This is a genomic window from Aquabacterium sp. NJ1, assembly GCF_000768065.1.
Classification (GTDB): domain Bacteria; phylum Pseudomonadota; class Gammaproteobacteria; order Burkholderiales; family Burkholderiaceae_C; genus Aquabacterium.
Genome location: NZ_JRKM01000001.1, coordinates 3,941,060 through 3,966,078 on the forward strand (window position 1 = coordinate 3,941,060; position 25,019 = coordinate 3,966,078).

General features: G+C 63.5%; 13 protein-coding genes. 4 read left to right on the forward strand and 9 right to left on the reverse strand.

Annotated elements, in window-relative coordinates; translation table 11 throughout:
- Positions 1-19: 19 nt before the first annotated feature.
- The 4 genes from cpaB to JY96_RS16950 form a co-directional block, all read right to left on the reverse strand.
- Complete coding sequence (gene cpaB, locus JY96_RS16940; RefSeq protein ID WP_035039298.1) at positions 20-880, reverse strand: Flp pilus assembly protein CpaB; 861 nt, start codon at positions 878-880, stop codon at positions 20-22.
- A 66-nt stretch (positions 881-946) separates the two neighbouring features.
- The gene (locus tag JY96_RS22475) at positions 947-1,504 is read right to left on the reverse strand and encodes a prepilin peptidase (protein ID WP_052162663.1); all 558 of its coding nucleotides are present in this window, start codon (positions 1,502-1,504) and stop codon (positions 947-949) included.
- Between the two features lie 55 nt (positions 1,505-1,559).
- Positions 1,560-1,733 (reverse strand): Flp family type IVb pilin, encoded by a 174-nt coding sequence (locus JY96_RS23335; protein ID WP_152606548.1) that lies wholly within the window; start codon positions 1,731-1,733, stop codon positions 1,560-1,562.
- Positions 1,734-1,837: 104 nt separating this feature from the next.
- A complete protein-coding gene (locus JY96_RS16950) occupies positions 1,838-2,035 on the reverse strand; it encodes a Flp family type IVb pilin (RefSeq protein WP_052162664.1) in 198 nt (65 codons plus the stop codon).
- Between the two features lie 465 nt (positions 2,036-2,500).
- Here JY96_RS16950 and JY96_RS16955 point away from each other — a divergent pair, with 465 nt between their 5' ends.
- A complete protein-coding gene (locus JY96_RS16955) occupies positions 2,501-3,634 on the forward strand; it encodes a PA0069 family radical SAM protein (protein WP_052162665.1) in 1,134 nt (377 codons plus the stop codon).
- Here JY96_RS16955 and JY96_RS16960 read toward each other — a convergent pair.
- Positions 3,624-18,893, reverse strand: a complete 15,270-nt coding sequence (locus tag JY96_RS16960) for a DUF4347 domain-containing protein (protein ID WP_081961354.1) — start codon at positions 18,891-18,893, stop codon at positions 3,624-3,626. The genes JY96_RS16955 and JY96_RS16960 overlap by 11 nt on opposite strands.
- 231 nt (positions 18,894-19,124) lie before the next feature.
- Positions 19,125-19,784, reverse strand: a complete 660-nt coding sequence (locus tag JY96_RS22480) for a glycine zipper 2TM domain-containing protein (RefSeq protein ID WP_152606549.1) — start codon at positions 19,782-19,784, stop codon at positions 19,125-19,127.
- Positions 19,785-19,976: 192 nt separating this feature from the next.
- Here JY96_RS22480 and JY96_RS16970 point away from each other — a divergent pair, with 192 nt between their 5' ends.
- Together JY96_RS16970 and JY96_RS16975 are read left to right on the forward strand one after the other, a co-directional pair.
- Positions 19,977-21,416 (forward strand): argininosuccinate synthase, encoded by a 1,440-nt coding sequence (locus tag JY96_RS16970; protein WP_081961355.1) that lies wholly within the window; start codon positions 19,977-19,979, stop codon positions 21,414-21,416.
- A gap of 58 nt (positions 21,417-21,474) precedes the next feature.
- Positions 21,475-21,792: a pyrimidine/purine nucleoside phosphorylase gene (locus tag JY96_RS16975; RefSeq protein WP_035039303.1), complete on the forward strand. Its 318-nt coding sequence runs from the start codon at positions 21,475-21,477 to the stop codon at positions 21,790-21,792.
- Between the two features lie 98 nt (positions 21,793-21,890).
- On the opposite strand, the gene JY96_RS16980 is transcribed toward JY96_RS16975, so the two are convergent.
- The 3 genes from JY96_RS16980 to murB form a co-directional block, all read right to left on the reverse strand.
- Positions 21,891-22,379 (reverse strand): hypothetical protein, encoded by a 489-nt coding sequence (locus JY96_RS16980; protein ID WP_152606550.1) that lies wholly within the window; start codon positions 22,377-22,379, stop codon positions 21,891-21,893.
- Positions 22,380-22,389: 10 nt separating this feature from the next.
- On the reverse strand, positions 22,390-23,286 hold the full coding sequence (locus JY96_RS16985) for a CsgG/HfaB family protein (RefSeq protein ID WP_052162667.1): 897 nt from the start codon (positions 23,284-23,286) through the stop codon (positions 22,390-22,392).
- A 117-nt stretch (positions 23,287-23,403) separates the two neighbouring features.
- Positions 23,404-24,456 carry a UDP-N-acetylmuramate dehydrogenase gene (gene murB / locus JY96_RS16990; RefSeq protein WP_052162668.1) on the reverse strand — a complete coding sequence of 351 codons (1,053 nt, stop codon included), beginning with the start codon at positions 24,454-24,456 and terminating at the stop codon, positions 23,404-23,406.
- A 31-nt stretch (positions 24,457-24,487) separates the two neighbouring features.
- On the opposite strand from murB, the gene JY96_RS16995 reads away from it, so the two are divergent.
- Entirely contained in the window at positions 24,488-24,979 is a 492-nt protein-coding gene (locus JY96_RS16995) for a YajQ family cyclic di-GMP-binding protein (protein ID WP_035043419.1), read from the forward strand.
- The last annotated feature ends 40 nt before the right edge of the window (positions 24,980-25,019 follow it).

The window sequence follows — 25,019 nt, forward strand, 5'->3', positions numbered from 1 at the left end:
CGTGCTCATGCGAGGGCCCTCAGAAACATTCGTGGCTGCGTGCGCCTGCCCGAATCACGTCCACGCAATCCTGCGCGGTGCCCTGGGATGGCTTGACAGATGGAGATGTGCGCGGGCGGGGCGTGGCCACCGCGCTGCTGGCTGGGGCGGGCGCCGCCTTGATGGGCAGGTGGGCATCACGCAGGCCCAGCAAGGCCTCCTTGGTCGCACCGGTGGTGCCCGCAGTCTGGGCTTCAGCCTGATTGCGCAGCACCAGCGACAACGCGCCGACGCTGCGTGCCAGGTCCAGCGTTTCGGCCTGCTGGGGGGTGACCTCCAGCGTCACCGCGTTGGCCACCTGGGGCTTGGTCGAGTCGCGCTCGACGTCTTGCGCCACGGCCAGCACGAGGATGCGTTCCAGCACGATCTTGGAGATCGATTCCTGCTTGCTGCCTTCCTGGCCGACCTGGGTGTTGACAATCACATCGACGTAGGTGCCGGGCAGCACGAAGCCGGCCACGCCCACCACGTCGTTGACACGCACCGTGATGGCCCGCTTGCCGGGTGCCACGATGGCGTTGAGGCCGCCCTTGGAGCCTTCCGGCGCAAGGCGGCGCTGCACGATGGGCTCACCCTTCTGCACCGCCGTCAGGATGACGCGGTTGCGCAAGGGCGCCACATCGGTGAAGGCGCCCTCGGGTTTGGCATCTTCTGGCCAGGGCGCCAGCTTCACCATGTCGGGCCCGATGACCGCACCCATGGGGATGTCGTTGACCGCCACGGCAACTTGCGTGGACCTCGTTCCCGTCGTTTGCGAACGCATCCACTGCGTTGCCAGCACGATGGCAAGCAAGCCTGCCAACAGCGCGAAGACGAGCATCAATACACCGCGGAATCTCATGGGCAACTCACTCCCTGGGTTAGCAGGACCTTGGACGAATTAGTCATCGACAGCCCTCATAAGAAATCAATGCTGAAACAACGTTACGCTGATGCTCGCCAGCAGGATGGGTAAAGAAAAAGGTAATTTGACCGTCGTGTAACGAAGCGGGTCAAAACCTTTGATTTCACCTTCCACTGTCGGGATCGCGCCGCCGTTCGAGCAGCCTTGCAACCTGCGCCAAAGCGCGCCTATGGGGTGCCACAAGAGCAGGGATGGCACCCCGAACCAGAGCTTCCATGCCAGGGCCATGACACCTCCCAGCATCAGCGCCACGAGGGCGCCTTGCCAGGCGAGTGCCGGGCCCAGGATGGCACCGCAGGTGGCCATCAGTTTCACGTCGCCGGCACCCATCAGTCGGGCGATGTGAAGCGGTAAAAAACACAGCAGCCCCACCAGCAAACCGCTCGGGCGCTGGGTGAGGGCAAAATCGGTATCCATATGGCCTGACTGAATCGAATTAACGATGGCCATAGAGAATGTCAATATCAGGCTGAAGAGCAGAACCTGATTGGGTATGCGGCGTTCGCGCATATCCGAGCGAACGGCAGGCATCAGCACAAGTAATAGAATGACTTGCACCATACGATATTCCTGGTTCTGTATTGATCTGGCGCAACAAGCCGGGTTTTTGAGCGTGTCAGGCAATTCGACTGAATATCGATTGCCAGATGCTGGTCAAAATACCGGGGGCGTTGCTGGTGAAGAAGCCAAGCACCGCGGCAGCCACAAAGGCAGCCGTCAAGGCATATTCAATGGCGATGGCACCAAACTGGTTTTCGCGAAACCGGGGCATGAGAATGCTGGGTGTCATGGCAGGGGCCTCCCAGGTTGGCAGATTCGCCGGAGCAAAGTCATTGGGAACAGCGGCGGATGGTCAGGATGCCACGCACCCTGACCCGTCAGGAGCTTCGCTTCTTAGTTCGCGGGGGTGGTGACGCCGGCAGCCGTCTTGATCTTGTCGTACAGCGCGGTCAGCAGCGAGCCAAACGAGCCGCTGGAAGAGAAGAAGGTCAGCACCACAGCCGCAATACCGGCAGCCACCAGTGCATATTCAATCGCAACAGCGCCTTCTTCGTCGCGCAGGAACTTGGTCAGGGATTTGGTCAGGGACATAAGATACTCCTTAAAAAGTGGCGAAAACACGATACGAATCGCTAAAGATGAGCACGGCCTGGTGTACTGCTTCAACCCATTTCGCCTCGCCCTCAAACCTGTTCATCTATTGAGCATGTCGCTTTAGCGTTGTGACCGTAACGAAAGGTTACAAGGGTTCTTACCGATCGTGTAAACATTTTCGGTTATTCGGACCCTTAATCAAGGGGTAGAAGTTACCCTGTGCTGTGATTTATGACTAAGTTGGCATTACATGGGGGTCTGTGGGCATATAAGGTCGGAAAATGTGCAAAAGTTCATATCACGCAAATGAGTGCCAGCAAGATATGAAGAGATGAGCGAGTATTTACGTCGGGAATGGCGCCAGGCCATGGGCAGGGCTCCAGTCCAGGAGGGGCACAGGGAGGGGCGGTAAGCAGGTCAGGCTTGAGTGCTGTATGTTTGTACAGTATCATTCAATCAACCATGAGCACCCCACCAGACGACCGACACGTTGCCGCGCCCCGCAAAGGCCGGGGCACGATGACCCGCATCGCGCACCGCTTCGAGTCACAAGGCCGGCAGGTGGACGAGCTTGTCGAGCCGGTGCCTGATCAGGCTGAGCCAGCCTGGGGTGACGATGACGCTCAGCCCTCGCCGCAGACCGAGGTCACGCCCGAGCAGGCGCGCAGCATCCTGTCCCGCAACGATTCACCCGACATCCCCTTCACCTGGTCCATCAACCCTTACCGCGGTTGCGAGCACGGTTGCATCTACTGCTATGCCCGCCCCACCCACAGCTACCTCAATCTGTCGCCGGGGCTGGACTTCGAAACCAGGCTGGTGGCCAAGGTCAACGCAGCTGCCTTGCTGCGGCACGAGCTGGCACGCGAGGGGCATGAGCCTTCTCCTATCAACATCGGTTCGGCCACCGACGCGTATCAACCCGTCGAGCGCGAGTGGCGCATCACCCGCAGCGTGCTGGAGGTGCTGCACGCCTGCCAGCATCCCTACACCATCGTGACCAAATCGAGCGGGGTCGAGCGTGATCTGGACATCCTGTCTGTGGCGGGTGCGCGCCGGCAGGCTTATGTGATGGTCAGCGTCACGACGCTGGACAGCGGCTTGTCACGCCGGCTGGAGCCTCGCGCCGCCGCGCCTTTGCGCCGCCTGCAAACCGTGCAAAGGCTCGCGCGGGCCGGCGTGCCGGTGGGAGTGAACGTGGCACCCATCATCCCCTTCCTCAATGAGCCCGAGATTGAGCAGATCATCGAGGCGGCGGCACAGGCCGGGGCCCAGGCCATCCACTACACCGTGGTGCGGTTGCCCTGGGAGGTCAAGCCCTTGTTCGAGGAGTGGCTCATGCACCATGTGCCTGACAAGGCGGCGCGCGTCATGGCCCGTGTGCGTGAGCTGCGGGGCGGCAAGGACTACGATGCCGACTTCAGCCTGCGCATGAAAGGCGAGGGCGTGTGGGCCCAATTGATCGCGCAGCGGGTTCGCAAGGCCGCGGCGCGCCATGGCCTGGGGCGCCGTGCACCTGAGCTGGACAGCAGCGCGTTCGATCGCGGCGCCTTGCACCTGGACGATGGCCCCCAGATGGGCTTGTTCACTGGATGACGGGCATGTCCTGCTCGATGGGCTTGTCGCCGTCGAACAGGTGCTCGACCTCACGGTCGCCCAGGTGGTTGTCGCCGTCCTCGTCATGATCCGGGTCGTCTGAGGGTGAGGTCACCACGGGCAGCGGGTCCAGCGAGCGCCAGGCCGGGGTGCTGACCAGCGCGCTGGTGACCAGGCCCGAGATCCGCGCCGTCCACCAGATGGTGCCGATGGACAGGCCCAGGCCCGTGGAGTAGCTGGCCACCTTGGTCAGCTTGATCGGTGTCTGCCCCCCGTCCTGGTCGGATGCGTTTGTGTCTGCGACTGAGCGTGCAGGCAAGGCGTGCGTGACGCTGCTCAAGGGGGTGTGCAGCAGATTGATGTCCTGAGCGTGTTCCACGGCGGGCTTGATCAGATCCAGGAGTTGGATCACCGTGGTGCCATTGCCCGGATTGGTCGGCATGGACGGGACGTAGTTGCTGAGGGTGGGTGAGAAGAGCATTTGTCTGCCGCTTCCAAACGTGTCCGTCAGCGTGCGGGGACTCCAGATACCTGCCTGGATACGTTGCAGCAGCGCACCTGCCGCATCTTTGGGGGCAAAGTCTGCGCCTTCCGCCTTGGCTGGGGTGGGCGTGGCAGGTTGTGCGTTCTGTGCGGGTTTGGGCTCGGCTTCCTTGCTTGGTTTGGATGGGCTCGTCTCAACGCTTGTTTTGTTGCCGGTATCGGTTTGGGCGCTGGGAGGGGGCGAGTTTGATGTGTCTGTGCTCGGGCCCAAATCGATTGCCACCGGCATGGATACCACGGTGGCGGCACTGGTGACGGTCTCGGCCGCGCCGTGTCCGTCGGTGTAGGTGGCTTTTGCAGAGATGGCCGTGCCCATATCGGCGTCAGCCAGGACATAGGTGCTGCCCGTGGAGCCCGTGTCCACGCCATTGCGCAGCCAGTGGTAGGTGATGGTGCCCAGACCGTCCGCATCGGCGATGTTGTTGCTGGCGGTGAGTGTCTGGCCCTGCGTCGGCGTGCCTGAAATCGTGACCGCACCCGTCGGCGCATCATTGACATTGGCCGCGGCCGCCGTGGCGGCGCTGGTGACGGCCTCGGCCGTGCCGTGTCCGTCGGTGTAGGTGGCCTGTGCAGAGATGGCCGTGCCGACATCGGCTTCGCCGAGTACATAAGTCGAACCGGTGGAACCGGTGTCCACGCCATTGCGCAGCCAGTGATAGGTGATGGTGCCCAGGCCATCGGCATCGGCGATGTTGTTGCTGGCCGTGAGCGTCTGGCCTTGGGTGGCGGTGCCGGTGATGGTGACGGAACCAGTGGGCGCGTCATTGATATTGGCCACGGCTGCGGTAGCTGCACTGGTGACAGTCTCGGCGGTGCCGTGGCCGTCGGTGTAGGCGGCCTGTGCAGAGATGGCGGTGCCGACATCGGCTTCGGCCAGGACGTAGGTGCTGCCCGTGGCGCCCGTGTCCACACCATTGCGCAACCAGTGGTAGGTGATGACACCCATGCCGTCCGCATCAGCGATGTTGTTGCTGGCCGTGAGCGTTTGGCCCTGCGTCGGCGTGCCAGAAATCGTCACCGAGCCGGTGGGCGCATCGTTGACATTGGCCACGGCTGCGGTGGCTGCGCTGGTGACGGTCTCGGCGGTGCCGTGTCCGTCGGTGTAGGTGGCCTGTGCAGAGATAGCGGCGCCCACATCGGCTTCGGCCAGGACGTAGGTGCTGCCTGTGGAACCGGTGTCCACGCCATCGCGCAACCAGTGGTAGGTGATGGTGCCCAAACCGTCGGCATCGGCGATGTTGTTGCTGGCGGTGAGTGTCTGGCCTTGGGTGGCGGTGCCGGTGATGTTGACGGAACCAGTGGGCGCGTCATTGACATTGGCCACAGCCGCCGTGGCGGCGCTGGTGACGGTTTCGGCCGTACCGTGTCCATCGGTGTAAGCCGCTTGTGCAGAGATGGCCGTTCCGACATCGGCTTCGGCCAGGACGTAGGTGCTGCCCGTGGCGCCCGTGTCCACGCCATCGCGCAGCCAGTGGTAGGTGATGGTGCCCAGGCCATCGGCATCGGCGATGTTGTTGCTGGCAGTGAGCGTCTGGCCTTGGGTCGGCGTGCCTGAAATCGTGACCGCACCCGTCGGTGCATCGTTGACATTTGCCACAGCCGCTGTGGCTGCGCTGGTGACGGTCTCGGCGGTGCCGTGGCCGTCGGTGTAGGTTGCTTGTGCAGAGATGGCTGTGCCGACATCGGCTTCGGCCAGGACGTAGGTGCTGCCAGTGGCACCCGTGTCCACGCCATCGCGCAACCAGTGGTAAGTGATGACACCCATGCCGTCCGCATCAGCGATGTTGTTGCTGGCCGTAAGCGTCTGGCCCTGCGTCGGCGTGCCTGAAATCGTGACCGAGCCCGTCGGCGCGTCATTGACATTGGCTACGGCCGCAGTGGCGGCACTGGTGACAGTCTCGGCGGTGCCGTGTCCATCGGTGTAGGCGGCTTGTGCAGAGATGGCTGTGCCGACATCGGCTTCGGCCAGGACGTAGGTGCTGCCTGTGGCACCCGTGTCCACGCCATCGCGCAACCAGTGGTAGGTGATGACACCCATGCCGTCCGCATCAGCGATGTTGTTGCTGGCCGTAAGCGTCTGGCCCTGCGTCGGCGTGCCTGAAATCGTGACCGAGCCCGTGGGCGCGTCATTGACATTGGCCACGGCTGCGGTAGCCGCACTGGTGACAGTCTCGGCGGTGCCGTGTCCATCGGTGTAAGCCGCTTGCGCGGAGATGGCCGTGCCCACATCGGCTTCGGCCAGGACATAGGTGCTGCCTGTGGCGCCCGTGTCCACGCCATCGCGCAGCCAGTGATAGGTGATGACACCCATGCCATCGGCATCAGCGTTGTTGTTGCTGGCCGTGAGCGTTTGGCCTTGGGTTGCAGTGCCCGTGACGGTCACGGAACCAGTGGGCGCGTCATTAACATTGGCTATGGCCGCCGTGGCGCCACTGGTGACGGTCTCTGCAGTGCCATGTCCATCGGTGTAAGCCGCTTGTGCAGAGATGGCGGTACCCACATCGGCTTCGGCAAGCAGGTAAGTCGAGCCTGTGGAGCCGGTATCCACGCCATCGCGCAACCAGTGGTAGGTGATGACGCCCATGCCGTCGGCATCGGCGATGTTGTTGCTGGCGGTGAGTGTCTGGCCTTGGGTGGCAGTACCGGTGACGGTGACCGAGCCGGTGGGGGCATCGTTGACATTGGCCACGGCTGCGGTAGCCGCATTGGTGACAGTCTCGGCGGTGCCGTGTCCATCGGTGTAGGCGGCTTGCGCAGAGATGGCGGTGCCGACATCGGCTTCGGCCAGGACGTAGGTGCTGCCTGTGGCGCCCGTGTCCACACCATCGCGCAACCAGTGGTAGGTGATGACGCCCATGCCGTCGGCATCGGCGATGTTGTTGCTCGCGGTGAGCGTTTGGCCTTGGGTTGCAGTGCCCGTGACGGTCACGGAACCAGTGGGCGCGTCATTAACATTGGCTACGGCCGCCGTGGCGCCACTGGTGACGGTCTCTGCAGTGCCATGTCCATCGGTGTAAGCGGCTTGCGCGGAGATGGCCGTGCCCACATCCGCTTCGGCGAGCAGGTAAGTCGAGCCTGTGGAGCCGGTATCCACGCCATCGCGCAACCAGTGGTAGGTGATGACACCCATGCCGTCCGCATCAGCGATGTTGTTGCTGACGGTGAGTGTCTGGCCCTGCGTCGGCGTGCCTGAAATCGTTACCGCACCCGTCGGCGCGTCATTGACATTGGCTACGGCCGCAGTGGTGGCGCTGGTGACGGTCTCGTCGGTGCCGTGTCCGTCGGTGTAGCTGGCCTGCGCAGAGATAGCGGCGCCCACATCGGCTTCAGCCAGGACGTAGGTGCTGCCCGTGGCACCCGTGTCCACGCCATCGCGCAACCAGTGGTAGGTGATGGTGCCCAGGCCATCGGCATCGGCGATGTTGTTGCTGGCGGTGAGTGTCTGGCCTTGGGTGGCGGTGCCTGAAATCGTGACTGCACCCGTCGGCGCGTCATTGACATTGGCCACAGCCGCCGTGGCGGCGCTGGTGACGGTTTCGGCCGTACCGTGTCCATCGGTGTAGGCGGCTTGTGCAGAAATGGCCGTGCCGACATCGGCTTCGCCGAGTACATAAGTCGAACCGGTGGAACCGGTGTCCACGCCATTGCGCAGCCAGTGATAGGTGATGGTGCCCAGGCCGTCCGCATCAGCGATGTTGTTGCTGGCCGTAAGCGTCTGGCCCTGCGTCGGCGTGCCAGCAATCGTCACCGAACCGGTGGGGGCGTCATTGACATTGTCCACAGCCGCCGTGGCGGCGCTGGTGACAGTCTCGGCGGTGCCGTGGCCGTCGGTGTAGGCGGCTTGCGCAGAGATGGCGGTGCCCACATCGGCTTCAGCGAGCAGGTAGGTCAATCCGGTTGTACCTGTGTCCACGCCATCGCGCAGCCAGTGGTATGTGATGACACCCATGCCGTCGGCATCGGCGATGTTGTTGCTGGCGGTGAGCGTCTGGCCTTGCGTCGGCGTGCCGGCAATCGTCACCGAGCCGGTGGGGGCATCGTTGACATTGGCCACGGCTACGGTGGCGGCGCTGGTGACGGTTTCGGCGGTGCCATGCCCATCGGTGTACGCCGCTTGTGCGGAGATGGTGGTACCCACATCGGCGTCAGCGAGCAGGTAAGTTGATCCGGTTGTACCCGTGTCCACACCATCGCGCAGCCAGTGGTATGTGATGGCACCCATGCCGTCTGCGTCGGCGATGTTGTCGCTGGCGGTGAGGGTCTGGCCTTTGGTGGCGGGGCCGGTGACTGTGACCGAACCGGTGGGCGCATCGTTGACATTGGCCACGGCCGCGGTAGCGGTGCTGGTGACGGTCTCGGCGGTGCCATGTCCATCGGTGTAAACCGCTTGTGCGGAGATGGCGGTACCCACATCGGCTTCAGCAAGCAGGTAGGTCGACCCAGTTGCACCAGTGTCCACACCGTTGCGTAGCCAGTGATAGGTGATGGTGCCTAAACCGTCGGCATCGGCGATGTTGTTGCTGGCGGTGAGTGTCTGGCCCTGCGTCGGCGTGCCTGAAATCGTGACTGCACCCGTCGGCGCGTCATTGACATTGGCTACGGCCGCAGTGGTGGCGCTGGTGACGGTCTCGGCGGTGCCGTGTCCGTCGGTGTAGGTGGCCTGTGCAGAGATGGCCGTGCCCACATCGGCTTCGGCGAGCAGGTAAGTCGAGCCTGTGGAGCCGGTATCCACGCCATCGCGCAACCAGTGGTAGGTGATGACACCCATGCCGTCGGCATCAGCGATGTTATCGCTGGCCGTGAGCGTCTGGCCTTGGGTGGCGGTGCCGGTGATGGTGACCGAGCCGGTGGGGGCATCGTTGACATTGGCCACGGCTGCGGTGGCGGCACTGGTGACGGTCTCGGCGGTGCCATGTCCATCGGTGTAAGCGGCTTGCGCGGAGATGGCCGTGCCCACATCCGCTTCGGCGAGCAGGTAAGTCGAGCCTGTGGAGCCGGTATCCACGCCATCGCGCAACCAGTGGTAGGTGATGACACCCATGCCGTCGGCATCAGCGATGTTGTTGCTGGCGGTGAGCGTCTGGCCCTGCGTCGGCGTGCCTGAAATCGTGACCGCACCCGTCGGCGCATCGTTGACATTGGCCACGGCCGCAGTAGCGGTGCTGGTGACGGTCTCGGCGGTGCCGTGGCCGTCGGTGTAGCTGGCTTGTGCCGAGATGGCGGTGCCGACATCGGCCTCGGCCAGGACGTAGGTGCTGCCTGTGGCGCCCGTGTCCACGCCATCGCGCAGCCAGTGATAGGTGATGACACCCATGCTATCGGCATCAGCGATGTTGTTGCTGGCCGTGAGCGTCTGGCCTTGGGTCGGCGTGCCTGAAATCGTGACCGCACCCGTCGGTGCATCGTTGACATTGGCCACAGCCGCTGTGGCGGCGCTGGTGACGGTCTCGGCGGTGCCGTGGCCATCGGTGTAAGCCGCTTGCGCGGAGATGGCCGTGCCCACATCGGCCTCGGCCAGGACGTAGGTGCTGCCAGTGGCACCCGTGTCCACGCCATCGCGCAGCCAGTGATAGGTGATGACACCCATGCCATCGGCATCAGCGATGTTGTTGCTGGCCGTGAGCGTCTGGCCTTGGGTGGCGGTGCCGGTGATGGTGACGGAGCCAGTGGGCGCGTCATTGATATTGGCCACGGCTGTGGTAGCCGCACTGGTGACAGTCTCGGCGGTGCCGTGGCCGTCGGTGTAGGCGGCTTGTGCGGAGATGGCCGTTCCGACATCGGCTTCAGCGAGCAGGTAGGTCGATCCGGTTGTACCAGTGTCCACGCCATTGCGCAGCCAGTGGTAGGTGATGGTGCCCAGGCCATCGGCATCGGCGATGTTGTTGCTGGCGGTGAGCGTCTGACCTTGAGTGGCGGTACCAGTGACGGTGACCGAGCCGGTGGGGGCATCGTTGACATTGGCCACGGCTGCGGTAGCCGCACTGGTGACAGTCTCGGCCGTGCCGTGTCCGTCGGTGTAGGTGGCCTGTGCAGAGATGGCCGTGCCCACATCGGCTTCGGCCAGGACGTAGGTGCTGCCTGTGGCGCCCGTGTCCACACCATCGCGCAACCAGTGGTAGGTGATGGTGCCCAGGCCATCGGCATCAGCGATGTTGTTGCTGGCGGTGAGCGTCTGGCCTTGGGTGGCGGTGCCGGCAATCGTCACCGAACCAGTGGGGGCGTCATTGACATTGGCCACGGCTGCGGTAGCGGCGCTGGTGACGGTCTCGGCCGTGCCGTGTCCGTCGGTGTAGGTGGCCTGTGCAGAGATGGCCGTGCCCACATCGACTTCAGCGAGCACATAAGTCGAGCCGGTGGAACCGGTGTCCACGCCATCGCGCAGCCAGTGGTAGGTGATGGTGCCCAGGCCATCGGGATCGGCAATGTTGTTGCTGGCGGTGAGCGTCTGACCTTGGGTGGCGGTACCGGTGATGGTGACGGAACCAGTGGGCGCGTCATTGATATTGGCCACGGCTGCGGTAGCCGCACTGGTGACAGTCTCGGCGGTGCCGTGGCCGTCGGTGTAGGCGGCTTGTGCCGAGATGGCGGTGCCCACATCGGCTTCGGCCAGGACATAGGTGCTGCCGGTGGAACCGGTGTCCACGCCATCGCGCAACCAGTGGTAGGTGATGACGCCCATGCCGTCGGCATCGGCGATGTTGTTGCTTGCGGTGAGCGTCTGGCCCTGCGTCGGCGTGCCTGAAATCGTGACCGTACCCGTCGGCGCATCGTTGACATTGGCCACGGCTGCGGTGGCGGCACTGGTGACGGTCTCGGCGGTGCCGTGTCCGTCGGTGTAGGTGGCTTGTGCAGAGATGGCTGTGCCGACATCGGCTTCGGCCAGGACGTAGGTGCTGCCTGTGGCACCCGTGTCCACGCCATCGCGCAACCAGTGGTAGGTGATGACACCCATGCCGTCGGCATCAGCGATGTTATCGCTGGCCGTGAGCGTCTGGCCTTGGGTTGCAGTGCCCGTGACGGTCACGGAACCAGTGGGCGCGTCATTGACATTGGCCACGGCTGCGGTAGCCGCACTGGTGACAGTCTCGGCGGTGCCGTGGCCGTCGGTGTAGGTGGACTGCGCAGAGATGGCCGTGCCCACATCGGCTTCAGCCAGGACGTAGGTGCTGCCGGTGGAACCGGTGTCCACACCGTTGCGCAGCCAGTGATAGGTGATGGTGCCCATGCCGTCCGCATCGGCGATATTGTTGCTGGTCGTGAGCGTCTGGCCTTGGGTGGCGGTGCCGGTGATGGTGACAGAACCAGTGGGTGCGTCATTGACATTGGCCACGGCTGCGGTAGCCGCACTGGTGACAGTCTCGGCGGTGCCGTGTCCATCGGTGTAGGCGGCTTGTGCAGAGATGGCCGTGCCCACATCGGCTTCGGCCAGGACGTAGGTGCTGCCTGTGGAACCGGTGTCCACGCCATCGCGCAACCAGTGGTAGGTGATGACGCCCATGCCGTCGGCATCGGCGATGTTGTTGCTTGCGGTGAGCGTCTGGCCTTGGGTGGCGGTGCCGGTGATGGTGACGGAGCCAGTGGGCGCGTCATTGACATTGGCCACGGTTGCGGTAGCCGCACTGGTGACAGTCTCGGCGGTGCCGTGGCCGTCGGTGTAGGCGGCTTGTGCCGAGATGGCGGTGCCCACATCGGCTTCGGCCAGGACGTATGTGCTGCCTGTGGCACCCGTGTCCACACCATCGCGCAACCAGTGGTAGGTGATGACGCCCATGCCGTCCGCATCAGCGATGTTGTTGCTGGCCGTAAGCGTCTGGCCCTGCGTCGGCGTGCCTGAAATCGTGACCGTACCCGTCGGCGCATCGTTGACATTGGCCACGGCTGCGGTGGCGGCACTGGTGACGGTCTCGGCGGTGCCGTGTCCATCGGTGTAGGCGGCTTGTGCAGAGATGGCTGTGCCGACATCGGCTTCGGCCAGGACGTAGGTGCTGCCTGTGGCACCCGTGTCCACGCCATCGCGCAGCCAGTGATAGGTGATGACACCCATGCCATCGGCATCAGCGATGTTATCGCTGGCAGTGAGCGTCTGGCCTTGCGTCGGCGTGCCGGCAATCGTCACCGAACCAGTGGGGGCGTCATTGACATTGGCCACAGCCGCCGTGGCGGCGCTGGTGACAGTCTCGGCGGTGCCGTGGCCGTCGGTGTAGGCGGCTTGTGCCGAGATGGCGGTGCCGACATCGGCCTCGGCCAGGACGTAGGTGCTGCCTGTGGCACCCGTGTCCACGCCATCGCGCAACCAGTGGTAGGTGATGACACCCATGCCGTCCGCATCGGCGATGTTGTTGCTGGCCGTGAGCGTCTGGCCCTGCGTCGGCGTGCCTGAAATCGTGACCGCACCCGTCGGTGCATCATTGACATTGGCCACAGCCGCTGTGGCGGCGCTGGTGACGGTCTCGGCGGTGCCGTGTCCATCGGTGTAGGCGGCTTGTGCAGAGATGGCTGTGCCGACATCGGCTTCGGCCAGGACATAGGTGCTGCCTGTGGAACCGGTGTCCACGCCATCGCGCAACCAGTGGTAGGTGATGACACCCATGCCGTCCGCATCAGCGATGTTGTTGCTGGCAGTGAGCGTCTGGCCTTGGGTCGGCGTGCCTGAAATCGTGACCGCACCCGTCGGTGCATCGTTGACATTTGCCACAGCCGCTGTGGCTGCGCTGGTGACGGTCTCGGCGGTGCCGTGGCCGTCGGTGTAGGCGGCCTGTGCAGAGATGGCGGTGCCGACATCGGCTTCAGCCAGGACATAGGTGCTGCCAGTGACGCCCGTGTCCACACCATCGCGCAGCCAGTGATAGGTGATGACACCCATGCCATCGGCATCAGCGATGTTGTTGCTGGCGGTGAGTGTCTGGCCCTGCGTCGGCGTGCCTGAAATCGTGACCGAGCCCGTCGGCGCGTCATTGACATTGGCTACGGCCGCAGTGGCGGCACTGGTGACAGTCTCGGCGGTGCCGTGTCCATCGGTGTAGGCGGCTTGTGCAGAGATGGCGGTGCCGACATCGGCTTCGGCCAGGACGTAGGTGCTGCCTGTGGCACCCGTGTCCACGCCATCGCGCAACCAGTGGTAGGTGATGACACCCATGCCATCGGCATCGGCGATGTTGTTGCTGGCCGTGAGCGTCTGGCCTTGGGTGGCGGTGCCGGTGATGGTGACAGAACCAGTGGGCGCGTCATTGACATTGGCCACGGCTGCGGTAGCCGCACTGGTGACAGTCTCGGCGGTGCCGTGTCCATCGGTGTAGGCGGCTTGTGCCGAGATGGTGGTGCCGACATCGGCCTCGGCCAGGACGTAGGTGCTGCCAGTGGCACCCGTGTCCACGCCATCGCGCAACCAGTGGTAGGTGATGGTGCCTAGGCCATCGGCATCGGCGATGTTGTTGCTGGCAGTGAGCGTCTGGCCTTGGGTCAGCGTGCCTGAAATCGTGACCGCACCCGTCGGTGCATCGTTGACATTGGCCACAGCCGCTGTGGCTGCGCTGGTGACGGTCTCGGCGGTGCCGTGTCCATCGGTGTAGGCGGCTTGTGCAGAAATGGCCGTTCCGACATCGGCTTCGGCCAGGACATAGGTGCTGCCTGTGGAGCCGGTGTCCACACCATCGCGCAACCAGTGGTAGGTGATGACACCCATGCCATCGGCATCGGCGATGTTGTTGCTGGCCGTGAGCGTCTGGCCTTGGGTGGCGGTGCCGGTGACGGTCACGGAACCAGTGGGCGCGTCATTGACATTGGCCACGGCTGCGGTGGCGGCGCTGGTGACGGTCTCGTCAGTGCCATACCCGTCTGTGTAAGTCGCCCTGGCGGAAATCACGGCTCCAACATCAGCTTCAGAAAGCAAGTAGGTTCCGCCCGTCGCGCCGGTGTCGACGCCACCGCGCAGCCAATGGTAGGTGATGGTGCCCAGGCCGTCAGGATCGGCAATGTTGTTGCTGGCAGTGAGTGTCTGGCCTTGCGTGGCCGTGCCGGTGATGGTGACTGATCCAGTCGGCGCGTCGTTGACCGCAGTGATGTTGATCGTTGCTGTATCAGATGCGGTCAGCGTGCCGCCCGTGCCCGTATTGCCGAGGTCACTGACTTGAAGCGTCAAGGTGTCGCTGGCGGGCGGCGCGTCGCTGTTGATGATGTACGTGACAGTGCCGCTCAGACTGCCTGCCAGCAAGTTGTTGATCTGTGTGATGGTGCCGCTCAGCGTGACCGTGTTGGTGCCTGAGTTGCTGACCGTCACACCTGTCGTTCCTGCCCCCACATTCAGTGTGCCGCTCGTCACACCAATTTGCACCTGAACGATCGAACTGCCAGCGTCGGGGTCGGAGATACTCAGCCCCGTTCCATGCAGCGTCAGGGAGACCTGTTCGGTCGCGCTATAGCTGATGGGCGTGATGGTCGCGGTGGGCGCATCGTTGACGGCGGTCACAGACACCGTGGTATCCGTGCTGGTGCTGCTTGTACCTCGTGCGTTCGTCGCCACAAAGCGGACTGTGCGGCTGCTTGTCGAAGGCGTCGTCGTGTTGGTGTTGGCATAGGTCACGTTATTGACCAGCGCACTCACCGCGGCATTGGTGGCCGAAGCGTTGAGCGTGATCACCAGGGCCGCGCCACTGGAGCCACCCGCATACGTGCCGATGACGGTCCCGCCATATGTCACGTTCGCCCCGCTGACGCCGATCTGTCCAGCGCCTGTGCCCTGGTTGCGTATCGCCAGCACGTCCTCCGAGGAGGTCGATCCGGCCGTGAACGACACGGTCAGATTCCCACCTGACCAGCCAATCCCATCCCCGTCGCTGACGGCAGCGGCTGATCCCTGGTCGATGACCGTTGCCGCAGCATCCTCGGTATACGCCAAGGTGTCGCCAGAGAGGTTGCCAATGCTGGGCGGCGTGTAGATGTTCCAGGCAAAGGCGTAGTTCTCTCGATAATATTCACCCGTATTGGCATCAATGGTCGTCACGGATCCCCAGGCGCTGCCATCCCAGGCCACCATGTTCAGGTCCAGGGCGCCATCCTGATCTGCCATCATGATGGTGTTGGAGTAAGGGTCAGCGTAGAGCTTGAGCGAGTAGGTGATGTCCGTGCCGCCCATGCTTGGGCCTTGTTGCTCGGCGGACCACACGCCAGCGCTGCTGTATGTCTGGTAGTACACATAGGGGCCCGCCGCCTTCCCATAAGCCACCAGCAAATCACCCGACAAGGATTCGAACGCCACGGCCATGGTGGCATGGTTGTCCGGCGAGGCAATGCCTGACGTGGTGATCAGATGAGACGTGTCCCAGGCGCTACCGCTCCAGACGCTGACATACACATCGTTTGCCGCATCTTTGACCGCAACCGCGATCTTGTTGCTGGTTGGGTCTGACGCGATGGCCGTGCAATACACGTCAGACGTTGCCGTGATGCCCGCTGCCGCAGAGATCGTGCCTTCGCTGCTCCAAGTGCTGCCATTCCAGGTGCGGTATTGCAGGTTGGAAGAATTTGAAGCCGAGTTGTCATAGACCACCATGGCGTTGCCGGTCTTGGCCTCGTAAGCGGCGTTGATCTCGAAATACTGCTTGTTGGTGTTGGTGCCCAGTGTTTGAGAGTTGCCCCAACTGCTTCCGTTCCACACGATGGCGTAGTTGTTGTCGCCCGTATTGGTCGTCGCCACCAACACCAAGCCATCTGCAATGGGGTTGGATACCAGCTTCATCTGCAAGGGCTCGCCCGATGATGGCGCGGTGATCGTGTTGATGGCCGACCAGCTCGTCCCGTTCCACACCGCGTACGACAGACCGGCCGTACCGGTGGTGCCGTTGTCCCACACCAGCATGGCATCGCCGCTTTGACTTTCATAGGCCAGGCCGAAGCTGTTGTACTGCGATGCGGCAGCGCTGGGTGCAGCGACCGGCACACCCAGCGGGGCCGTCCAGGTGCTGCCGTTCCAGACGATGGCTTCGATCTTGCCCGAGGCATCGGCCGAGCCGATCATGATGAGCTCATCGCGTGTCGGGGCTTCTGCAACCGTCATCATCGTGACGTCGTCACCCAGATTCAGCCCTGTCATGCCAGGCGCACTGAAGGCCGTGCCCGACCAATTGGACACCCAGTTGTCGAGCTGATCGTTGTCGGTCCAGATCAACTTGCCTTTGGGCGCGTTGGCAATGGATGTCGCAGCCAGGCCCTGCGAGAACTCGGAGCCACCCAGATAGCTGGTTTCGACGTTGCCCACCGCGGTGATGTAGTCACCCACGTTGACCCCGGTGACCGTGATGCTGAAGGTGGCGTCGCCGGTGGTCGGGTCCGTCGTGACGGAGGCCGCGCCCAGATAGGTCTTGCCCTCACCGTAACCGGAGGCATCCAGTGTTGGGCTGGAGAACAGCTCGATGTAGATGGTGTCAGCTGTGGCGTGGTTATGCCAGTCAATGGAGCCAGTGATCGTGGTGTTGCTGCCGTTGACCACCGCCGAGCTGACGACCGGGTAGTTGTTGAGGTAGTTTGGCCCGCCGTCGCCATCGTTGTAGTCGTTGGCCGTCACGCCATCGTTGTTCAAGTCGATGCCTAGCCCGGTGTTGCTGTAGATCGAGTTGCGATACCAGAGGTTGTCATGGCCGGCGATGACCGCAATGCCCGCGCCGCCATTGCCGGCGATGATGTTGCCTTCACCGGCATTTTTGCCGCCGACCTTCACGTAATGCGCGTTGATGTAGACGCCCGTGGAGCCATTACCGATCAGCGTCGTTCCGTCAGACGCCACTCCGATGTAATTGCCCTGGATGACGTGCCCTGCGCTGGGGCTTGATTCCACGTCGATGCCATAGGTGCTGTTGCCGGAGATGACGTTGCGTGCCGCTGCCGAGCCGCCGCCAATGGTGGATGCCGCCGACGTGTTGAGATAGATGCCGGGGCCGGTGTTGCCCAGGGTGGCGGTGCCCGTCGCATTGAGCCCGATGATGTTGCCCTGGACGGTGATGCTGTTGTTAGCTGCGAAGATGCCGCCATAGTCGTTGCCGGAGATGACGTTACCCGCCCCCGCAGTGGTGCCGCCGATCACGGCCGTACCCGTGTCATCCAGGTAGATGCCGTAACGCGCGTTGCCGAGGTCCGCCGTGCCGGCCGCATTGGTGCCGATGTAGTTGCCTTGTATCGTCACCGAGCCCGTGGAGCTCTCGTAAATGCCCTGCAGGTTGTGGCCGGAGATCACATTGCCTGCGCCAGCGGCCGTTCCACCGATCGTGACGTTGCTGGCCGACCCCTGGATCACGATACCGTAGTCGGTCTTGTTGCTTGAGAAAATCGATGTGCCCGTCGCGTCCAGGCCGATGTAGTTGCCCTGCACGACCGTGCCGTTGGAGCCCGTGTCCAGCCAGACGTCATAGGCTGTGCCGTTGCCCGAGATGACGTTGCGGTCTGCCGCAGTCGTGCCGCCGATCACCGCATTGCCGCCAAAGACGTAAACCCCCAGGTTCGCGTTACCTTTGCCCGTGCCGGCATTGCTGCCGTCGGCGTAGAAACTGCCGATGTAGTTGCCCACCACCGTCACGTTGTTGGCATTGCTTTCGATATAGACACCATTGCCGGCCGAATTTCGAATGACCAGCCCGCGAATCGTGCTGCCGGACGCGCCGGATGCCAGGTCGAAAACGGTTCCGAAGTCAGCGCCATCGATCACCACGGTGTGCAGGCCGCCCGCCACATAGCCGCTTTGCGTCGAGCCGTCGATGCTGACCGCCTTGGTGATTTGCGGCAGCGCAGAGGTCAGGGTGATGACATAGGCGCCTGTATCACTGCCCGTGCCTGCTGCGCCCGAGCTGATGTTGAACGTGATCGAGCCGCTGCTCGTGCTGTTGATCTGATTGAGCGCGTAGCGCAGCGTGCCCGATGTATTGGTGTCTGCGGTGGATGTCACCACGTAGTTGGCGAGCAGGTGATCCCACTGGCTGACGGGTGAGCCGTTGAGCAGCATGCTCGTGTGGATGGCGCCATCCTGGTACTCCAGCGTCCAGTCTGCGCCAAGGTTGCTGTTGCCTGTCTCGTTGGTGCTGGCCGCCACGTTGGCGCCCGTGAGCAGCGAGAAGTCGTCTACAAAGCGCTGGCCATGGGTTGACTGCGCCACATCGCAGCCATACAGCAGGATGTCCGCATTGGGTGCGAGCGCGGCATGCCAGGATGACAATTGCGCAGCGTGGTTGGCCAGGTTTGTGTCATTGAGCACGCCATTGCCCAGGACCAGCTGACCATCATTGCCGTGCGTGATGAGGTGCAGCGCGCCGATGTCCTCTCGGCCTTGGAGGAGTTTTGTGATCTGCTCGACGCCATCCTGCTGACCATCCAGGTAGTGAATCTCAAGCTGGCGATTCTGGTTCTGCGCCATGATCTGGTCGACCAGCAATCGCGCATCGGCGACGCGTCCGTCAACGATGACCAGTTCGGTCTGTGCGCTTTGCGTGGATGAGCCGGTGCTTGTGCTGCCAGCCGTGGTCTGCGTTGCAGACGTTGCCGGTGGCGCAACCATCTGGATTGGAGGTGCCGGGTCGCCGGATGTCAGCAGGTCAGGGGCAAGCAGCGCCGCTGCATCGGCACTGAACAGGATGCGTGGTTCCAGCTCTTCCAGCTGGCCATCGAATCGCGCCCTGTCGAGCACCTTGGCGGGGCGCTTCATCCAGGCGAACGGAGACCGGGCCTTGCTTTTCATGCAGCCCTCCGGCCATGCCTTGCATGGCTCACCGTCGCCGTTGACGCGGACATGGACAAACTCCCACCCAGTACACCACGCTGTAACCCAAGCTCATCATGGGCTACATGTCCGAATATTGCGTGTTCCGCGACGAGTTAAACGCCTTGAAAAACGTGATGAACTCACGGCTTTTCAAGGCTGCCAGTCCGCCTGCATGCTGCACTGGCCTGAAGGCCTCAGTCTGGCACCTCAATCCCAGTGGCGGTGGCGTCGCCAGCCTCGGTCATCTTCATCGTCGTTGTCATAGGGATCAGGGCTCGGCGCATAAGCCACGGGGGCCACGGCCACGGGTGCGGCAGGCGCGGCCACGGCCGGTGTCAGCGTCACTTGCAGCGGGATGGTGGCACCAGGCTCCTGCGCCATCTGCGTGCTGAAACGCTGGCCGGCATATTCGTAGACCACGCTGTAGGCCACCACGCGGTTTTCGTAGGCGGACTGCTGCTCGCACCGGCGCACCGTGCTGGCGTTGCCTGGCCGGCCATTGACCTCAACCTGGTTGCCCAGGATGGCGCCACCAAAGATGCCCAGGCCGGTGGTCAAGGCCCGGCCAGAGCCTTTGCCGATCGCATTGCCCATGGCGCCGCCCGCGATGGCCCCCATCAAGGCGCCTGCACCGGACGAGCGTGGCGGCTCCTGGCGCATCTCGTCATAACAGACCTGGCGTGGCACGGGCACCTGCCCGATCACCGGCGTGGCCGACACCACCCTGGCCTGCACCGTCAGCGAAGTGGTGCTGGGGCTGCCCACCACCTCGCCCACACGTGGGCCGGCGCTGGCCGCCGTGGCCGCCAGCAGGCTGCTCAAGGCCAGGGCAAGGGTGCGGCAGGTGGGTGTGAATCGGGTGTGCATGCTGATCTCCTGGTGAACGCGCGAACCTGCTGGTGCGCTCCAGCACTCAACGGGCATGCGCCCACCCTGGTCGACCAGGGGCACGTGAAGTTTGCGTAAAGCCACTTGAAACGGGTGCGATGGCAGCCAGGGCAGCCTTACAGCGTACACAGCGTAAAATCCACGGTTTCGTCTCTATCCACCGATTCGACCATGTCCAAAACTGCCAAGCCAGCCCGCGCCGCCAAGCCGGCCAAGGTTTCCAAGGCCGCTGCAACCGCAACTTCGCCTGCTGCCGCCCCCGTGGCCGCCACCAAGGCATCTGCCGCTGGCGCACAGAAAGTCAAGAAAGTTGTCCTGGCCTACTCCGGCGGTCTGGACACCTCCATCATCCTGAAGTGGCTGCAGGACGAGTACCACTGCGAAGTGGTCACCTTCACGGCTGACATCGGCCAGGGCGAGGAAATCGAGCCCGCACGCGCCAAGGCCCTGAAGATGGGCATCAAGCCCGAGAACATCTTCATCGAAGACCTGCGCGAAGAGTTCGTGCGCGACTTCGTGTTCCCCATGTTCCGCGCCAACGCGCTGTACGAGGGCGAATACCTGCTGGGCACCTCCATCGCCCGCCCCCTGATCGCCAAGCGCCTGATCGAAATCGCCAAGAAGACCAAGGGTGACGCCATTTCGCACGGCGCCACCGGCAAGGGCAACGACCAGGTCCGCTTCGAGCTGGGCGCCTACGCGCTGCTGCCCGGCGTCAAGGTGATCGCACCGTGGCGCGAGTGGGATCTGCTGTCGCGTGAAAAGCTGCTGGCTTATGCCGACAAGCACGGCATCCCCGTGGACTTCAAGAAGCGCAAGGGCGGCGCCCCCTACTCGATGGACGCCAACCTGCTGCACATCAGCTACGAAGGCGGCGTGCTGGAAGATCCGAACTTCGAGCCTGAAGCCAATATGTGGCGCCTGACGGTGTCGCCCGAAAAGGCGCCCAACAAGCCCCAGATCATCGAGCTGACCTACGCCAAGGGTGACGTGGTCGCCATCGACGGCGTGAAGATGTCGCCTGCCCAAGTGCTGACCAAGCTGAACGAAATCGGCGGCAAGCATGGCATCGGCCGCCTGGACAAGGTCGAGAACCGCTACGTTGGCATGAAGAGCCGTGGCTGCTACGAAACCCCTGGCGGCACCATCTTGCTGAGCGGCCACCGCGCCATCGAATCCATCACCCTGGACCGCGAAGTCCTGGCGCTGAAGGATGACCTGATGCCGCGTTACGCCCGCATGATCTACAACGGCTACTGGTTCAGCCCCGAGCGCGAACTGCTGCAAGGCCTGATCGACAAGAGCCAGGAAACCGTCAACGGCACCGTCAAGCTCAAGCTGTACAAGGGCACCATCCTGGTCGTGGGCCGTGAGTCCAAGACCGACAGCCTGTTCGACGCCAAGATCTCGACCTTTGACGACGACGGCGGCGCCTACAACCAGGCCGATGCAGCTGGTTTCATCAAGCTCAATGCGCTGCGTCTGCGCATCGGTGCCAATGTCAAGGCAGCACGTGCCGCTTCGGCCAAGCCGGCTCGCAAGACTGCTGGCAAGAAGCCGGCAGCCAAGCCTGCTGCCAAGAAGGCCGTGGCCAAGAAGGCCGCCAAGTAAGCACGTTGAACAGGCCGGGGCGCGAGCCTCGGCCTTTTATATTTTTGGAGACTCTCTCATGACCACCACCACCCTGGCCGGCACCGTTGCCACCCAAGCCAATGTGTACTTTGACGGCAAGTGCGTCTCGCACACCGTGACCCTGGCGGACGGCGTTCGCAAGTCTGTTGGCGTGATCCTGCCTGCTGCGCTGACCTTCAATACCGGCGCACCCGAGATCATGGAAACCGTGGCCGGCCGTTGCAGCATCAAGCTCAAGGGCGAGACCGAATGGAAGAGCTACGGCCCGGGCGAAAGCTACAACGTGCCTGGCAACTCCTCGTTTGAGATCAAGGTGGAAGGCGAGCCTTACCACTACATCTGCCATTTCGGTTGATTCCGCACGCTTCCCCAAGGGGGAGCACAAAAAAGGCCGCACGGTGTGCGGCCTTTTTGCTTGGGGCGGGTAGTCCGCCTGACGTGGGCAAGGCCCGCTCAGAACTTCGGCTCCGGCATGTCATCCGCCGTCATGGGCTTGCAGTCCATGGTGATGGTGCCCAGCGAGTCGTCGTTGAAGTCCAGCAACTCGCCTTCCAGCTCGGCCGTCTGGCGGTCCACCGACAGGCGGATGGTGGCCAGGCGCTTGAGGTTGGGCTGCCACACCACCCATTGCCCGTGCACCCAGTCGTTGTAGTAATGGGTGCCCGGTTGGGGCAGCTTGTAGACCATGGCGTACACCATGGGCGAAGCCTTGTACTTCAGGCGCTCACCCACGGGCAGCACGTTGGAGCGCTGGATCAGGGCGGTTTCATTGCTGTCCCGCATGGCCAGGTCCAGCGTGGCGGCCTTGCCCTTGCCATTGGCGTTGAGCTTGCCCGCGCAGTTCAGGAACAGGTTGAACTCGGCCGCGCCGGCTTGCTGCGTAGCCCCATAAAGGGCCAGCGTGGCCACAGCCAGATGAACAAGGCGGCGCGCAGCGGTCATCCTCGTCACCTTACTTCTTCTTCGTCGTGGACTTTGTGCTTGGCTTGGCGTCGAGTTCCTTGGACGCCGGCGTGTCACCACCTTGAACGCCCAGACGGCCACCGGTGCCCAGGCCACCCTTGACCGTCTGCGCCTTGTAGCGGCGCAGCGCCTTGACCATCTGGTTGTACGAGTCGGCAAACGCCGCCACGATCACCTTGCCCTGGGGCGTCTTGGCGTAACCGCCACCGCCGCCAAAGCCGCCACCGCCAAAGGCCGCGCCGAACAAGCCGAAGTCAAAGTTCTTGGCCGTGCCTTCGGCCGCCGCGATCTGCACGCCCGAGCGGTTGTCGATCAGCAGCAAGGTGGTGGAGGCCTCGTTGCGGCCCACGCTGCCGGCAATGGCGCCCAGCATGCCCAGTGCACCGCCGCCGCCAAAGGCGCTGCCGCCACCGGTCTTGCCCGAGAACTGGATGGCCGGGCTCATGGTGTAATCCGCCGCGACCATCTGGCCCTTCTGGAAGTTGCTGCCGGCGCGGCTTTCTTCGCCGCGGGCGAACTCGCGCTCGCGCATCATGTTGTTGAGGCTCTTGCCGCGCTCCACGATCACGAAGCAGTTGCTTTGCTGGATCATCAGGCGCAGCACGGGCACCGTCGAGCCCAACTGGTGGTCGCGCAACTGGTAGTACCAGGGGGCGTTGGTGTCTTCCTCGATGGCCAGGGTGCCCAGGGTCTCGGGGCAGCTTTCCAGCTGGGAGTTCTGGCCATCGGCGCTTTCGCCACCGGCCGCACCACTGACCACGCCCTTGTTGTCGCCCAGCGTGGGCGCCGTCGAGGCACAGCCAGCCAGAACGGCCGCAACGACCGCGGCACCGAGCAGGGAAAGGGACCAGCGCGACGCGGCGCGCACGTGGGTAGCAGAACGCATGGGCAGACCTCCGAAATTCGATGGCCGCAGTATAGGTCGCACGCCGGTTTCCGCCTCTCCCTAGCAAGGGTGGTGTGTTGCAGGGCGGCTTCGGCGCGCAGGGCGGGGTGCCAGCCCTCAGACCACCACCGGCTCGGGCTCCAGCCGGATGCCGAATCGCCCGTACACGCTTTCCTGGATGGCCCGCGCCAGGGTGACCACCTCGGCCCCGCTGGCCCCGCCACGGTTGACCAGCACCAGCGCCTGGCGCTCGTACACGCCGGCCCGGCCGATGGACTTGCCCTTCCAGCCACAGGCATCGATCAGCCAGCCAGCGGCCAGCTTGTAAGTGCCGTCGTCCATCGGGTAGTGCACGATCTCGGGGTCACGGCCGATGATGTCGCGGCATTGTTCGGCCGACACCACGGGGTTCTTGAAAAAGCTGCCCGCGTTGCCGATCACGGCGGGGTCGGGCAGCTTGGCGCGGCGCACGTCGCAGACCCAGTCGAAGATCTGGCGGGCGTCAGGGTGGATGTTGGCCGTCTCGGCGATCTTGCGCTCCAGCTCCATGTAGCCGAGCACCGGCTGCCAGGGGCGGGGCAGGCGCAGGCGTACCTTGGTGATCACGCTCTTGCCGCCCAGGCGCTGTTTGAACACGCTGTCGCGGTAACCGAAGTGGCACTGCGCCGCATCGAGCGTCACGGTGCGGCCCGTGATCATGTCCACCGCGTCCAGCGATTCGAAGCGGTCCTTCAACTCCACGCCGTAAGCGCCGATGTTCTGCACCGGCGCCGCGCCCACCGTGCCGGGGATCAGCGCCATGTTCTCCAGGCCGGGCAGGCCCTGCTCCAGGCACCATTGCACGGTGTCGTGCCAGGATTCGCCCGCGCCCACCTCCACGATCCACGCGTCTTCACGCGTTTCCAGCAAGCGCCGGCCCTTGATCTCGATCTTGAGCACGCACAGGTCCACATCCTGCGTGAGCACCAGGTTGCTGCCGCCCCCCAGGATGAACTTGGGCGCGCGGCCCAGCTCCGGGTCATTGACCACCTTCTTGGCGTCTGCCTCGGAGGCAATGCGCACCAGCGTTTGGGCGCTTGCGGGCAGGCCGAAAGTGTTGAAAGCACGCAGGCTGGCCCCCCGTTCAATCACGAGAGAAGAGGGGGGTGGGACGGCGGCTGGCGTGTGCATGGCAGAATTTTCGCAGACAAAGGAGAAATTCATGCCCAGTTTTGACACCGTGCTCGATCCCAATCTGGTCGAAGTTCGCAATGCGGTCGACCAGACCACCAAGGAAATTGGCACGCGCTTCGATTTCAAAGGCACCAGCGCCGCCATCGAATTCAAGGAAAAAGAGAAGGAAATCACCATCCTGGGTGACAGCGACTTCCAGCTCGACCAGGTGCGCGACATCCTCAACAACAAGCTCACCAAGCGCCAGGTCGACATCCGCTTCCTGGACATCGGCAAGGCCGAGAAGATCGGCGGCGACAAGGTCAAGCAGGTCATCAAGCTCAAGGCCGGCATCGAGGCCGAGCTGGCCAAAAAAATCACGAAGCTGATCAAGGACAGCAAATTGAAGGTCACGGCCAGCATCCAGGGTGATACCGTGCGGGTGCAGGGCGCCAAGCGTGACGACCTGCAGGCGGCCATGGCCCTGATGAAGAAGGACCTGACGGAAGCGCCGCTGACCTTCAACAATTTCCGCGACTGATTCATTTCGGTGCGGTTTCGGTATGCAGCCGGCAACAAAA

What these genes read in the sequence shown, in the direction of transcription:
- JY96_RS22480 (WP_152606549.1), bottom strand. Translation starts at nt 19,784, where the DNA reads ATGCACACCCGATTCACACCCACCTGCCGCACCCTTGCCCTGGCCTTG.
- cpaB (WP_035039298.1), bottom strand. Translation starts at nt 880, where the DNA reads ATGAGATTCCGCGGTGTATTGATGCTCGTCTTCGCGCTGTTGGCAGGC.
- JY96_RS22475 (WP_052162663.1), bottom strand. Translation starts at nt 1,504, where the DNA reads ATGGTGCAAGTCATTCTATTACTTGTGCTGATGCCTGCCGTTCGCTCG.
- JY96_RS16985 (WP_052162667.1), bottom strand. Translation starts at nt 23,286, where the DNA reads ATGCGTTCTGCTACCCACGTGCGCGCCGCGTCGCGCTGGTCCCTTTCC.
- JY96_RS23335 (WP_152606548.1), bottom strand. Translation starts at nt 1,733, where the DNA reads ATGACACCCAGCATTCTCATGCCCCGGTTTCGCGAAAACCAGTTTGGT.
- murB (WP_052162668.1), bottom strand. Translation starts at nt 24,456, where the DNA reads ATGCACACGCCAGCCGCCGTCCCACCCCCCTCTTCTCTCGTGATTGAA.
- JY96_RS16995 (WP_035043419.1), top strand. Translation starts at nt 24,488, where the DNA reads ATGCCCAGTTTTGACACCGTGCTCGATCCCAATCTGGTCGAAGTTCGC.
- JY96_RS16975 (WP_035039303.1), top strand. Translation starts at nt 21,475, where the DNA reads ATGACCACCACCACCCTGGCCGGCACCGTTGCCACCCAAGCCAATGTG.
- JY96_RS16955 (WP_052162665.1), top strand. Translation starts at nt 2,501, where the DNA reads ATGAGCACCCCACCAGACGACCGACACGTTGCCGCGCCCCGCAAAGGC.
- JY96_RS16960 (WP_081961354.1), bottom strand. Translation starts at nt 18,893, where the DNA reads ATGAAAAGCAAGGCCCGGTCTCCGTTCGCCTGGATGAAGCGCCCCGCC.
- JY96_RS16950 (WP_052162664.1), bottom strand. Translation starts at nt 2,035, where the DNA reads ATGTCCCTGACCAAATCCCTGACCAAGTTCCTGCGCGACGAAGAAGGC.
- JY96_RS16980 (WP_152606550.1), bottom strand. Translation starts at nt 22,379, where the DNA reads ATGACCGCTGCGCGCCGCCTTGTTCATCTGGCTGTGGCCACGCTGGCC.
- JY96_RS16970 (WP_081961355.1), top strand. Translation starts at nt 19,977, where the DNA reads ATGTCCAAAACTGCCAAGCCAGCCCGCGCCGCCAAGCCGGCCAAGGTT.